At 36.7% G+C, this 14,619-nt stretch carries 11 protein-coding genes and 1 pseudogene; 1 reads left to right on the top strand and 11 read right to left on the bottom strand.

Annotated elements, in window-relative coordinates; all coding sequences use genetic code 11:
- Positions 1 to 506: winged helix-turn-helix domain-containing protein (locus AACR75_RS14420; RefSeq protein ID WP_156117123.1), on the bottom strand; the 506-nt coding region annotated here is incomplete at its 3' end.
- A gap of 92 nt (positions 507 to 598) precedes the next feature.
- Here AACR75_RS14420 and AACR75_RS14415 point away from each other — a divergent pair.
- Positions 599 to 727 (top strand): annotated as a pseudogene (locus AACR75_RS14415) (IS481 family transposase); the annotation flags it as partial.
- 139 nt (positions 728 to 866) lie between these two features.
- On the opposite strand, the gene AACR75_RS14410 reads toward AACR75_RS14415, so the two are convergent.
- The 10 genes from AACR75_RS14410 to AACR75_RS14365 all read right to left on the bottom strand — a co-directional run bounded on the left by AACR75_RS14410 (position 867) and on the right by AACR75_RS14365 (position 14,603).
- Complete coding sequence (locus AACR75_RS14410) at positions 867 to 1,931, bottom strand: DUF1972 domain-containing protein (RefSeq protein WP_047690655.1); 1,065 nt, start codon at positions 1,929 to 1,931, stop codon at positions 867 to 869.
- A 939-nt stretch (positions 1,932 to 2,870) separates the two neighbouring features.
- Entirely contained in the window at positions 2,871 to 3,935 is a 1,065-nt protein-coding gene (gene rfbB, locus AACR75_RS14405; RefSeq protein WP_047690652.1) for a dTDP-glucose 4,6-dehydratase, read from the bottom strand.
- The gene (locus AACR75_RS14400) at positions 3,932 to 5,050 is read right to left on the bottom strand and encodes a glycosyltransferase family 4 protein (RefSeq protein WP_047690649.1); all 1,119 of its coding nucleotides are present in this window, start codon (positions 5,048 to 5,050) and stop codon (positions 3,932 to 3,934) included. Before AACR75_RS14400 ends, rfbB begins: the two co-directional genes overlap by 4 nt.
- A 981-nt stretch (positions 5,051 to 6,031) precedes the next feature.
- Entirely contained in the window at positions 6,032 to 6,895 is an 864-nt protein-coding gene (locus tag AACR75_RS14395; protein WP_047690647.1) for a glycosyltransferase family 2 protein, read from the bottom strand.
- On the bottom strand, positions 6,892 to 8,094 hold the full coding sequence (locus AACR75_RS14390) for a Coenzyme F420 hydrogenase/dehydrogenase, beta subunit C-terminal domain (protein ID WP_047690645.1): 1,203 nt from the start codon (positions 8,092 to 8,094) through the stop codon (positions 6,892 to 6,894). The genes AACR75_RS14395 and AACR75_RS14390 overlap by 4 nt, the downstream gene beginning before the upstream one ends.
- Entirely contained in the window at positions 8,091 to 9,281 is a 1,191-nt protein-coding gene (locus AACR75_RS14385) for a polysaccharide pyruvyl transferase family protein (RefSeq protein WP_047690642.1), read from the bottom strand. Before AACR75_RS14385 ends, AACR75_RS14390 begins: the two co-directional genes overlap by 4 nt.
- Positions 9,282 to 9,839, bottom strand: coding sequence for a CatB-related O-acetyltransferase (locus tag AACR75_RS14380; RefSeq protein ID WP_081989819.1), 558 nt, complete (start codon positions 9,837 to 9,839; stop codon positions 9,282 to 9,284).
- Positions 9,787 to 11,016 (bottom strand): lipopolysaccharide biosynthesis protein, encoded by a 1,230-nt coding sequence (locus AACR75_RS14375; protein WP_047690640.1) that lies wholly within the window; start codon positions 11,014 to 11,016, stop codon positions 9,787 to 9,789. Before AACR75_RS14375 ends, AACR75_RS14380 begins: the two co-directional genes overlap by 53 nt.
- 11 nt (positions 11,017 to 11,027) lie before the next feature.
- Positions 11,028 to 12,149, bottom strand: coding sequence for a non-hydrolyzing UDP-N-acetylglucosamine 2-epimerase (wecB, locus tag AACR75_RS14370; protein WP_047690637.1), 1,122 nt, complete (start codon positions 12,147 to 12,149; stop codon positions 11,028 to 11,030).
- Between the two features lie 723 nt (positions 12,150 to 12,872).
- Positions 12,873 to 14,603, bottom strand: coding sequence for an SLC13 family permease (locus AACR75_RS14365; protein WP_047690636.1), 1,731 nt, complete (start codon positions 14,601 to 14,603; stop codon positions 12,873 to 12,875).
- Positions 14,604 to 14,619: the final 16 nt, after the last annotated feature.

Genomic DNA, 14,619 nt, shown 5'->3' with positions numbered 1-14,619 from the left:
ACGGCATCCATAAAAAGCACAGGTGCATCGTTAAACTTAAGCACTTCGCTGTAATACTCGATAAATGGTTGCTGCTCTTCTGGTTTTAGCTTGCGCGGTACGCCTTTGGGCTTTTTGTATGAAAAACTGTGGTGATGTAACCACTTGTTCATACCTGAAACGGTGTAGCTCACACCGAACTCCGTCTTGACGTAAGTAACGATTTGATGGGTATGAAAGTAGGTTTTCTCAGTCAAATGCTCAATGAGCTGCATCGTCTGAGTCACAGAAAGTCGACTTTGGCTACCACCATTCTCAGGTTTAAATTTTCCAGAGAGAACATAATCACTAAGATGGCGAGCAACGGTCGATTCGTGAATACGAAGAGCTTGTGAAATCATCGTCTGACTCCAGCCTTCAGACGCGAGTAAAAGCGCTTTAATACGGTCTCGCACTCGACCATCACGAGTTGAGTCGTGCATCTCTTCGAGTTGCTGCTTCTGCTTTGGAGTAAGTGTAATTTTCATGGCGTCTAGCATGATCCTACGTTCATGGAAAATTAAGCATCTTCAATGATCACGGGTATAGGAGCTATTACAAAACAACGAAAATGATCTACAAAATTTTATCAGAAGCTTCTATTAAACATATTGTAACTTACCAACGTAAAAAAGATTTCCAAAGATACGAGCCCCCGATCTCTGGTGATAGAGTCCAAGTCCAAATGGATACCTGCAAAATAGCTCCACCTTGCTTTTATTGTCATCGTTTTATCAACTGATTTTAGCTGAATATCGATCTTAGCGGTGGAGGGCATTCATACCATTACTTACGCTACAAAACCATTTTAAAATAAGTATGTTCATGATTTTTCCTGATCCGTGAGTTTATGAAAAAGATAAGTAAATACTTTCATAGTTTTCTGTTATTTTGCTCCAAGTATAACGTTTTAGAGCTATATCTTTCATAGCAAGAGCATTTTTTTTCAATTCATCATTATTGGTAGAGTTCATCAACCTACTTAACTCTTCAATACTATTGAAATAATGTGCTTTATCATCAGTACTGTAACGGTTAAAGCTACAATCAAAAGCAAAGATAGGAATACCAAAATGCATCATTTCAACTAGAGAAGGATTGGTACCTCCCGCAGAATGACCATGGATATATCTGGAACATTGTATTCTTAGTTGATATAATCTATCTAGATCATAAATAGGCTCTAATAGTTCGATATTATCATGAATACTATATTGTTTTTTTAGTATTCGTCCAAATTCGCTAGCTTGCCAGTTACCAACAAACTTTAGCTTTCTCTTCGATTTAGAGAAAGCCTCTAGAATCATTACAACATTATTTTCAGGTTCAATTCTACATAATCCAAGATCAAATATTTCCTGAGTTGAGTCGGCACTTAAGTGCCGAATCGCATGATCACCACCATAAGCAATAGTTTGACTTTTAACGGCGTATTCTTTCAAAACATAATCACTTATTGCTTGATTATCCGTGATTACAACATCAGAAAACTTAGCCGCTAATGATTCCGACCATTTTAAAAATTGTCTTGTACATTGCCCCCACTTATTACGCTTCCATTCAAGTCCATCAATGTTGGTAACAACTTTACTACGGGAAAATAATTTAAAAAGAGGCAAGAATACACAGCCAGAAACCCCCAGTATAAGAACGACATCTGGTTTAATGCGAAGGCACTTTAACAATGATAGGATATCATAAGGGATGCTTTGCACACCATTTGCTCTCAATGGTAGATAAATTAATTTGGCATTATTATAGAAGGATAACTTGTTGTTATAATCTTTAGATGAACAAAAAACTGTATATTCTATTTTATTAGAGCTATTCTTTGTTAAATTTTCAACAAGTGACTCAAAACCACCATAGCAGGCAGGAATCCCAACTGTACCAATAACTGCAATTTTTCCCACTATTATATTTCCTGTTCTAATATTAGTAGTGTATTCGAATTTTTATTAGAAAGTTGTCGTAACTCGCTGAAAAAAATCTTAATAAGTTCTTTACCATTACACTAATTAATTTTTCATAATCTTAGTCATCATATTCCGACCACAGAAACCGCATGAATATCCCCGTCACGTAGGCTTACAAGAACTTACCTTAGGTAATTTTCATCTATTACACACTTCATCCGTTTACGTTTGATACCACCTGTAAATGAGGTTTCACTCTTTAACGGCGTTGTTGTCAAATCAGACGGAGAGTAGATCTTGCCTGCTACCTGTCTCCATTAATTTCGAATAGGTATACCTAGTCCTATGATCCTGTTCATGCCTTTGACATTGGCGAGTGCTTCTCCGACTGGAGTATTGTAATTGTTCAAGCTTAATTGATCGCTGGTTAAATCTTTGTATCGAGACATGGCTGTTTCAACTTTAGAGCGGTCGTGGCAACTATAAATCCATTTTTCATTGAGTTAACACGCTATTTTTTAAGACTTTTACTGCTTTATTTCTTGCGTGTACATCGTCCCCAAAGAGCGAATTTTAACTCTTCGTAGACTAAGTTTGCCTTCTAACCAAACGAGCAAACAGTCGATAGATTCTAAATCTAAGTGCCTAAATTATGCAGTTATGCTTTTAGGCAACAACAAGTTGCATTAAAAAATTGGGTGTGTAATTACTCAACCTAGTCATTTCTCGCTTCTCTGGGTCAACAACCTCTAGTCAGATAATGTCAGAATTATGAAACTCGATAGCGATTGTGGATTTGTTTGGCGACTGATCAAATCACTCAAACAGTATCGAGTTCTCTTCTTTTTCTATACGGTACTAGCAATAGAAAATAGACTAATACCTAGCCGCCAACTAAAACAATACGTTTCATGAAATCGTCAACGTAATTGGTTGTTATTGTCCGGAGCCTAAACGCTCACGGCTGTATGAACCATCTAACACGCGGCTCCACCATTCGCGGTTATTCAAATACCATTCAACGGTTTTGCGAATACCTGATTCAAACGTCTCTTCTGGCTTCCAGCCGAGTTCTCGTTCTATTTTCGATGCATCAATCGCGTAACGCACATCATGCCCAGGGCGGTCTTTGACGTAAGTAATAAGGTTTGCGTAATGGGTAATGCCTGTAGGCTTATTCAGTACCAACTCATCAAGCAGTGTACAGAGTGTGTTCACCACTTCAATATTAGCTTTTTCGTTATGACCACCAATGTTGTAGGTTTCACCTACTTGGCCTTCTGTCACCACTTTATACAACGCTCGAGCGTGATCTTCGACAAACAACCAATCGCGAATTTGCATTCCATCGCCATAGACAGGAAGTGGTTTACCGTCCAGAGCGTTTAGAATCATTAATGGGATCAGCTTTTCAGGAAAGTGGTATGGTCCATAATTGTTAGAGCAATTAGTCACTATGGTAGGAAAACGATAGGTACGTAACCAAGCGCGTACTAAATGGTCGCTAGAGGCTTTTGATGCAGAATAAGGTGAAGAAGGTGAATATGGAGTCTCTTCTGTAAAGAGGTCATCTGTACCTTCCAAATCACCATACACTTCATCGGTTGAAATATGATGGAAGCGGAATGCCGATTTTTTATTGCCCTCAAGCGCGTTCCAATAACTGCGCGCAGCTTCAAGTAAGGTATAAGTGCCAATGATATTGGTCTCAATAAACGCAGTTGGGCCATCAATAGAACGGTCTACATGAGATTCCGCGGCCAAGTGCATAATCGCATCTGGTTGATGCACAGAAAACACACGATCTAATTCGGAACGGTTACAGATATCGACTGGTTCGAAAGCATAACGGTCGCTACTGTCAATATCTTGTAATGATTCCAAGTTCCCCGCATAGGTCAACTTATCAACATTTATCACACTATCTTGTGTATTTTGAATAATGTGGCGAATAACTGCGGATCCGATAAATCCAGCACCGCCTGTGACCAATATTTTCAATTATTTTTCCTCATTATATCTAATGCCCAATTATAGCCATCAAGTGTTTTCCTTGCTGTATGCTGCCAAGTAAAATTGGAGATAATTTTCTCCTTTAACTTTGCATCAAACTCCTTCTCCATCGCAGAGATCACTCCACTCCGGATTGATTCTATGTCACCAGGCTCACAATAATCAGCATAGTTTCCAAAGTAGAACTCTGTATCACCACGGTTAGTAACCAATAAGTTACATTCCATCATAGCAGCTTCTAATGAAGATAATCCAGGGGTCTCCATCCAAGAAATCAGAGCATGTGCTTTAGCAACCTTATACAATTCAGCAAGCTCCTCCTGTTCGACGTGATTAATAAATATAACATTACCCCCTGCTTCACTGAGACACTCATCATAATAAGCTCTACTATTTGGACTAGGTTTCCCTACAATCACTAATTTATAAGGTAATCCTTTAACTGCTTTTATGAGATCAAGTTGACATTTCCGGATCTCGACTCGAGCGGCACTTAATAAACAGCCCTCTAGATGATCATACTTACCTGTAAAATTTTGGTTCATATTAAAAACATTAATATCGACCGCATTTGCAACCCAAAGCCCTTTGTAAGTGTCTAAGTTCATATCCGAAACAACTCTTTCCAGTTCAGTAGGGCTATTCGGTAGTAATATATTTACTGAGCTAGCAATTTCACGCTGGGATTTGTAATGACCTTTAGTTAAATACCTAACCATTCCTTTGTGGAAATTTCTATTTAAAATAATACGCGCCGATGTTTTTAGATATTCCAAAAAATATTCTGGCACATTATTGGAAATCCATTTCTGTAGTCCTTTTCGAGTTTTTCTATCGCATTCATTGTAGCTACCCCATATTGTCGATAGGACGGTAGGTATACGCTTTTCCTTAGCTGAAATGACCGTAGAAAAGATATCTTGTGGATTTCGCAAATTAAAGAAATGGATCAGGTCATAACCATCAAGAGAGGGACTTGTTGTATCAGCAATATCGACATTGACGCCAAGCAATTCTAAATATTTTTTCGTTTTTAAAAGTTGAATAGTATCGCCACCAGGACCAGAGAAGACCGTAGGTCTTGTAACAAAAAGAACTTTCATACAATATCACCACCAAGGTTTTTCTTCATATTTGAAATAACATAAAACCTAATAACAAAAGAAATGGACAAATAAAAACTCATGAGTGAAGAATGGAAAAAACAATGAGACATATACAAAAAATTAACCACTCAGATGTCAATAAGTTTCTTATGGATAAAAGAACGCATTAAAAAACATCCTAAAACAATAACAAAAGAAAGATATAAAAAAAAGACCAACGAATCCGAAATAATAAACTATAAAAGCAAAACCATTCTCTATATAAAAAATGCCTGATTCATGTATGTAAAAATCTGGCTTAATAAACGACCCAAACAACAAATAAAATAATGAAAGTGATGAAATGTTAATTAATTACATTAATTAACATTTCATTTCTACTTGATAGTGTTTGTGTAGTAAGAAAACCATCATCAATAGATAAGCCATAGAAAAAATGGAACCAGCAATAAAGGAAAAAATAGAAATGCTCTTTTCTTTATTAAAAACAAAGGAAAATAACCAAACAACATTATCCTGTTAATTCAAATAGTATTAAAAAAAGAAGAAACCAACCTACCAAAGAAACCTTTATGACCTGTTAAAGAAAAAAGATATAGTAATGCTAATGAAGCAAACGTCTGAGGTATACTAGTAAAGCCAATGAATGCAGATATAGTAACTAACAGCCCGTACCTTATACTAAGGAAATAATTTTAACTATGAAATGGAATGATTGTCAATAATAAAAGATAAGAGCATAACATAATTGGAGAATAATCAGGGGAGGAAGTTGAACGAAATTCAACCCAAAAATACTGCAATACTGCAAGATTAAAAATACAGCTATCAATGAGATAGTCATAAACCTCATCCGACTAATTCTAAATAAAATCACATTGAACAATATGATAACTAATATAGCAAGTTTGATAACTATTCCGCCAAATAATTCTGGAGACATAGAGAACAGCACTCAAAAAAAACATACTAATCGAACTAAGGTCTCTTTCCATAATTTTCATTGATACCATCAAAAAGTCCTTTTACAGAGCTAGTTAAATAATTAAAATTGAGCTCAGCTACACTTTTATAAAAAGAAGAGAATATTGCTTTTATTATAAACCAAAAATGACAAACATTCCCTCTATTTAATGGGAACTTTTTCCTTAGCAAGAAACTATTTCTTATAAAATAATAATATGCATTAGAACTTCTTTCTGTGCTATTCTTCTTTCTGCGAATTTGGCTTTTCGTAGTAGAAAGCAACTTATAACCTTCTTCCATTATTCGTAAAGAAAAGTCTACTTCCTCCCAATATAAGAAATAATTTTCATCAAACAGTCCTACTCTTTCTACCATTTCGCGATCAATCAATATACATGAACCAGCACAATAGTCGGTTGAAATAATAGATCTGGTTGAATAAATAGAATACTTCTGAGTAAACCCCGAAAAAACTATTGAATCATATATTATATTCTCATCCTCAACAGTTCTAACCATAACTGAACCAACATCCTCTTCAGAGTTTTTTGCCAGCACTAACTCGTCTATAGTTGTCTTATCTAAGACAACATCTGGATTTAGAATTAGTAAATCCCCATCAATATCGTTGTTCGATAGATAGTTAAACCCTGCATTATTACCACCTGCATAGCCAAAATTATCATTATTATTAACTACATGAATCTCAAACTCATTAGAATATTTTATTGATAAATCAACAAGTTCATCCCAATCATTGGTACCATTATGTATCAATATTACTCTAAACGCCTTATTATTAGAGAACGTTAGAGAATTTAATAACTCATCAATATCATTAGCACTGTTCCAGTTCAAAATAAATATATTGATCACATTCGCCCCTTAATAGCCCGAAGAAAAGAGCTAACAAATACTCGTAACTGCTTACTTAGAGGTACGGCTCTAAAAGTTGATAGAGCACGTTGATTTCTTAGCCTAATGAAAGTAAAGCTAACTAAAGATTTAGCGGCAGTCCGTACTAAAAGGGTTGATTTACGTTCAAATTGGGTGATTTGGACTTTAGCTAGCTCATCGATATCGTAATGTGCTGCAGAAATAACACCTGACGATAGCATTTCATTTACTAACCGATTTCCTAGATTGGATCTTGCGAGTATAAGTCCTTGCCCATCAGACTCAGTGAATAGTGGGTATCCCCTATCATCACAGTGCCATACATCTGCACTAACGATATCTGCAACTTCACCAGTGCTATCCGCACAGAATTTACAACGATTTTGGATAGTAGGCCCTAATAACTCCCCCCAAGACCTCGAATATTCCATGTAAGATGCAAATTCTTCTTGTACCAAAGTCGTTTTTCCAGGCCAACCTCGCCCTCTAAAGTAGAACTGATCGACGTTTTTGGAATCATCAATACCCAATGCTTTTGTTACTTGCCTAACGCCATTACGGCTAGGCGTACCCGCACAAAAGAAACTAATCACTAATGAAATCGAATCTTTAACTCTTCTATCTATTGCCATTAGATTTCTTAATGCCGTGCAGTCACATGGCTTACCAACAAAAGCAATTTTGTCATTTGGGTTTTCATCGATGATTTGAATGATGCTTTCGAGAGGAGATGCTGGACTATAACGAGAGCCTGTCGCAGTAATTAAGTCGGCTCTAGTTCTACTTATTTTAACTGTGTTTTCTAAAGGGTTGCATCCATCGGCAGCAATTTGTACGACTAAAGTAGCTAACTTTGATTCTAAAGCATAGAGAAGACTTCGAGTTACAATACCACCTGATGAGCCAAGAAATCTAATTTCGTTATCATTGGAATGCCCAATATGTGAGGATAAAATCGGTCCCCAAATAGGATGGATATTGGAACTTTTAATTGACTTTTGGTTAATTCCAGGACAAATTTTTTTAAATTTATCCAATTCATCACTATTTAATCGTTCTTTATAAACAGGTCGATTATAGTCCTGTTTTAGTATTTCAATTTTTTTATGAAAAACTGATGCACATAACCCACAACCTGTACATAAGTCTTTGTCTACAACTTTATTCACATCTGTCATAATAGATTTCTTATGGAATTTTTAAGTTCAAATAGATATCTATTAGTTAGAGTGTTTTTATTTTCTTCAGATTTTTTCAATTCTTGTAATATATTATATCTACTATTGAAATGTTGTATATTAAAATTAACAGCTTCTTCTAAATTCAACTCTTTTGCTTCTAAAACTCTGTTGTATCCTAGAGTGTTAAAAAGCCCTTTAAACTTTCTACTATACGCATACGGTGTTACAGGTACACCACTTGAAAATGCGGCGATCGTCGCATGCATCCGCGCACCAGTAAAATAATTCATGTTGCTAATGTAGCTTTTTATTTCGATAGGATTTGTAAATCTTGGAGCAACAATGCACCCAGGAAACAATTTATTAGCTTCCAAACAGGCAGTGTAGTCATCTTCCACTTGTTGAATAGGAGATGTTGCTATTACGTGAGAAACCAGGTGTATTTCAACACTATCTAACCCTGAAAAACGGCTAATAAGCTCTACGATATACTCTCTATAGTCATGAGCCAGATCAAATTGGTTGTTTTTTGTATAACCACCATTCCATAAAAGTCCTGAAATATTAATACCAACTTTCAACCTTTCATTTTTTATTTCACTTTTTGCAAATGGCATGGAGAGTGCAACATCAGTCCCTAAAATGCAATTTCCATATTTTTTTCCAACTTCAAAACTAATGCTATCTCTAGCAAAAACCAAATCTGTCTTATTTATAATAATAGATGCCACTTTTTCAGCTAAAGATGACTTAAATGGACCAATCGTCTGAGGAGAAAGAACGGATTTTTTGGCAAAGAATGCATTCACTAGCTTCGTAAAAACTTGAATTATAAAACGCTTACTACCATAAATATCTGAAAAACTGTCTCCTGCCCCAATATCTAGTACTAAATCTAATTTTCTTATTTCTCTAACATAAGCAATTAACTTAAAAGGATTTGTTATTAAAGCTTTAACACTTATGACTTTATGCTGGAATTTCCTAAAGATCTGCTCCTCAACTAACCGCTTGTTTGATTCGCATGAGACTTCATCATCACCAACAGTGACAAATTCGGCATCTATTCCTAATTCATTGCATATTGAATCTATTAGAATCATATTACTGATTGATAGTGCACCAACCCCCAAATTACCAGAAGACACATTGTGCCATAAAAAGCCAATTTTTAACTTATTCATTTATTTACCCAAAAATTTTTTAATGTTTGAATACTTATCTTTTAACCACCACTCAGAAGCTTCAATCTTAGCTTGTTTATTGGCGTCAAATCGGTATTTCAAAATTTTTGCAGGTACACCTGCCACCACTGCGTAAGGAGGGACATCTTTTGTAACCACAGCACCTGCCGCGATAACTGCGCCACGTCCAATTTTACTACAGGATGCTAATATAGTGGCATTATGACCAATCCAAACATCATCCTCCACATCAAAATGCGTTCTTTTTACTCTGTCTTTCTGTACATAGCCAAGAGCAGCATTGTAGAAGTATGGATGCAATGAAACTTCCTCTAGCGGATGGTTTGCATTGAGGAAAACACAAGATCTTGAAAAAGAACAATATCGACCTATTCTAGTGTTCGGGGGAATTCTTACAAGATCAAAGCAGCCATAACTATACAGACCAACTTCCGTGCCAGTAATATTAAAGAACAACCGTCTTAAAATACTACTTTCGAACTCATTAACTTTTAGCTTTTTTAGTATTAAAAACAACACTAAATATATTTTTGTCATTCTTTATTGCCCATAAATAACCAACAAGTAATAGCAAACTTGAAGCAATTAGTGCTTGAACTACAACTTCACTTTTCGGAAACAATTTTAGAAATAGACTGAGTAGCCCAATCTCAACAAATAGCACAATTACATTTGCAGTAGCTCGAAACTTTTGTCTGCCGAATAAGGTCAACAATGAACCTAATATTGCACTATTAAACCTGATAAATACAACAATCAAACAATATGGCAGTATTGTTAAAATAGATTGATAAAATAGGCTCAAGTCAACAAAAAACACTGGACTAATAGCATATTGAAAAACAAAAAAAAACAATAACAATAATATTGGAAAGCTATTTACTGTGATAGCAAAGCTTTTCAAATTTCGCAGAATATCCATTCTAGACTCTAAGTTTCTCGCCAATTTTGGATAGAACACATTGTTCAATGCTGAAAATAATGTGTTGAATGCTTGAATTATTTTTTGCGCATATCCAAAAACAACAAATGCAGGCGGGTCTAAAAAAATTTTAGCCAAGTACACCTGCAACAAAGGCTGGGCATTGAGAGTCACTGAATCCAAAAAAAATTTAAAGCAATCATTGATTTCAGATTTTATTGACACCTCATTGTGCTCTGTAACTTTCACTCTTGAATAGAAAAAAATGAATGTTATAAGCTTGAATGCACTAAGCATCATAAATATCCATTCTAGATTTGCTTTAGTATAAATAAAATAAATTAGACAAATAAATGGCAGAAAATTCACCCAACTGGAATATATAAACTCGCTCCAGTACTTACCTTCAAATCGAAGTTTGAATGAAAAGGATTCCAACCAGTAGGAAAAAACAACATTTAAAAATAAAAATAAAAACAACCAGCTAAAATAAAACCCAATAAAAACAATGCTAACTAAAGCCAAAATAACCGCGAGTACTAAAAAACGAGTATAAAATGAGTTTTTCAGCGCTACAGAAATGGGTTTTGCTGTAAAATCGACGATTATTTTCGTTGCATAACCAAAATCGGTAACAAAGGCGAGAAAAGTAGCCAGTGTTACCATATATATATATTGGGAAAATAATACATTGTCGTAGAAATGACCGATTAAAACAAAAATACCAATGTTACTAACCGTTTTCACACCAGTGCTAAGAGCACTGGGAATTAAAGCGCTATGTTTAACCACTACGACAATTCTTATAGTAGGGAATTACAGATTTTAGTACATGCCATGCCGTCTCCGTATGGGTTATGTGCAACGCTCATTTTTTTATACTCTCCTTCATTAGTTAGTAGAACGGACAGTTCTGATACAATTTTTCCAACATCCGTTCCAACGAGTTTTACTGTACCTGCCTCAACAGCTTCAGGTCGCTCTGTTGTATCACGCATGACCAATACGGGTTTTCCAAGCGAAGGTGCTTCTTCTTGAATACCACCGGAATCAGTCAGAATAATGTGTGCGCGATCCATTAAATAGATAAACGGCAAATACTGCTGTGGCTCAATCAATAGTACATTATCCACACTACCTAGAATGCGATTAACAGGTTCACGCACATTAGGGTTTAAGTGCATAGGGTAGAGAATTTGCACCTCAGGGTGCTGCTGAGCTGTTTGCGCGAGTGCCTGACAAATACGCTCAAAGCCCTCACCAAAACTTTCACGGCGATGACCTGTGACCAAAATTAACTTTTTATTTTCATCTAAGTAAGAGAACTGCGCCGCTAAGGCTGCTTTTAGATCGGCATCTTGCTCAATTTTCTTTTTTACCGTTAACAGAGCATCAATTACGGTATTGCCAGTGACGAAAATGTTCTCCGCAGCGTAGTTTTCTTGCAACAAATTTTGCTTCGAGGCTTCTGTTGGTGCAAAGTGATAATTAGTTAACGCGCCGGTGAGTTTACGGTTCGCCTCTTCTGGCCATGGCGAGTAAATGTTACCAGTACGAAGGCCAGCTTCAACATGGCCGACAGCAATTTGCTCATAATACGCGGCTAAACTGGCTGCAAATGTTGTTGCGGTATCCCCGTGAACGAGAACAACATCGGGTTTAAATTCCTGCAAAACAGGTTTTAACTCTAATAGAATTCGCGCGGTGACTTCATTGAGCGTTTGACTAGCTTTCATCAGGTTTAGATCATAGTCCGGCGTAATTTCGAACAGATCTAATACTTGATCCAGCATTTCACGATGCTGAGCGGTGACGCAGACTTTGGCTTCAAAACGCTCATCCGCCGCCAATGCGTGAACTAGCGGTGCCATTTTAATCGCTTCAGGACGAGTGCCAAAAACGGTGAGAACTTTTTTCTTGGACATTGTCGAACCTAATTTAAGTTATCAAAATAAATGAATTAGAACAGATCGATTCTAGCAGGCCGTTAAACCGCTCTAGCTTCTCGGATCAAGCGCCTCAACTTCTTCTTCCTTCTTAAACGCCAGGGCTCGCGCATGAGTTAACGAAATGTTAATCACCAAACAAAACTCGCTCACGGAACTCCGTGTTCAATGCGCATTTTAACTGCCGTCTTTTCAAAGTGCCTTTCATCTCGACTAACTTAATAAAGTTCATACACATCTGTCTTATTCGTGAGAGATTTTCCGACGCGTGAGCGTACACGATTTTGCTCTCATCTTTATTCATCCAGTGCATACTCTTTATACCCCAGTGACCTCGGCATAATTGACCAAATCCTGCTTTGCAATAAACAGTATAAGATCACGCCTAGATCGCTAGTTCAACCTATTTCTTAAAACTTTATTCCGAAAATCGAAGAGAAAGTGCGCCAATAACATGCGCGGACCCTGGCATCGCATCATGTAGATCTTTAGCACTCAATTTTATTGCACGTTTAAACTGAAGAATGTTTATGCGATTTGCGTACTCTAGCTATTTTTTTTTAACTTTAGCCACGCTACCGCCCTACGTAGACACGCATAACTCAGAGGCACTAACCGTTTCGCATTTTTATGGACAGTTAAAGGTAATCCAGATCCTTAGTAACAATCTACCCTAAATAAAACGGATAGATGACAACCAATTTACACGCCAAAAAGGGCAGCCACACCAGTGATGGAAACGAAAGCATAGGTGATACAGACTAACCGTCCTTGTCGTAAAAAATCCTGAATTGTATATTGCCCCACATTATAAACCATCAAATTAGTTTGATAACCATAAGGGCTTAAAAAGCTAGCACTCGAAGCAAAAGCGACCACCATTATAAATGCCATTGGGTTTGCCTCTAAGCTAGAGGCCGTCGCAAGACCAATGGGTAACATTAGCGCAGCTGCGGCATTATTCGTAACTAACTCAGTTAAACACCATGTCAAAAAATAAATGACAGCTAAAGCCCAAAATGCAGATAATCCACTGAGATAATGTTTTACAAATCCATCGAACAAATCAATTGCCCCACTATTGGTCAATGCTTGAGACAAACATAATGCAGATCCAACAATCAACCAGATATCTATAGGTAAACGGCGGATGATTTCTGCCTGAGACAAACATCCCGTTAAAATCAATAAACCTAAAAGCACAAACAAGCTACTAAATAAAGGGATAAACCCGACTGCGGAGACAGCAATAGCAGCAATAAAGCCCAAACCTACCAACAACTCTTTATTATCGATTAACTTATCTTCAGGTTCAACGCCACTGAGTATTATAAAATTTTTATGCAAATTTTTACGGCAATGAAAATCATCACCGACAGCCAGAACTAAAAAATCACCCGCTTCAAGTTTAATCGTACCCAGCTTGCCTAATAACGGTTTACCGTCACGTTTTATCGCCACAACTGCAGCGTTAAATAATGCCCTAAACCCAACTGTTTTCAGTGTCTGCCCTACTAAGATACTTCCAGAACGGATGAGTATCTCTGTCAAATTATTGATGGGTAATCCTTGGCCATCTGCAAATAAAGCCAATCCACTAAACTGCTGTAACTGCATAACTTTAGTGATATCTCCAGTAAAAATAAGGCGATCATCTTTTTCTATCACTTCATTAGGCGTCACAGGACTTATCACTCGTTGACCCCGAATAATCTCAGCAAGAAAGAGTGATTCTAAGTGTCTTAGGCCATTTTTCTCAATTGTATGACCAATCATCGGCGAGTGCTCTTGAACTTTCGAATCAATCATATAAGTACTAAAATTTACACTATTTAATTCATTTTCATTGCTCGGTAAAGAATTTCGTGAAATATATAAGGCGCATCCACAGAATGATACCAAGGCAAAACCGACAAACGTAAAATCGAAGAAACTAATAGGAGGAAAACCGGCATCAATGACTAAGCTATTTACGATCAGATTAGTTGATGTGCCAACTAACGTCAGTGTGCCTCCTAAAATCGCGGCATAAGATAATGGTAGAAGCAACTTGCTAGCAGGATGATAAGGGTTATTACGAATAGAAGACATTAAAGCAGATACGATCGCTGTATTATTGAGCAACGCAGAAGAAAGGGCAGTAATGCTAAACAGCCTAAACCAAGTTATGTTGTAATTAGGCCTGATGATTAATTTAGCTACGTAGCGCAAAATGCGGGTTTTCTCTAATGCTAATGAACAAACCATCAATAATACTAATGTTAAAACACCTTTATTAGAAAAACTAGTTACAAGATCATCCGCAGAAACCACTGTTGTACAAAACATAACTAATACAGTACATCCAAACACTCTACTGGGATACTTTTGAAAACGAATCAGTCCCACAATGGTTAACATAAAAAGAGTTACCACCCAGATAATCATATACATAATCCACTCAACCTCT

The sequence above is a fragment of the Vibrio sp. ZOR0018 genome, from assembly GCF_963865925.1.
GTDB classification, from domain to species: Bacteria; Pseudomonadota; Gammaproteobacteria; order Enterobacterales; family Vibrionaceae; genus Vibrio; species Vibrio anguillarum.
Note: the sequence above shows the minus strand (reverse complement) of the source record. Positions and strands in the feature narration are given on the sequence as shown.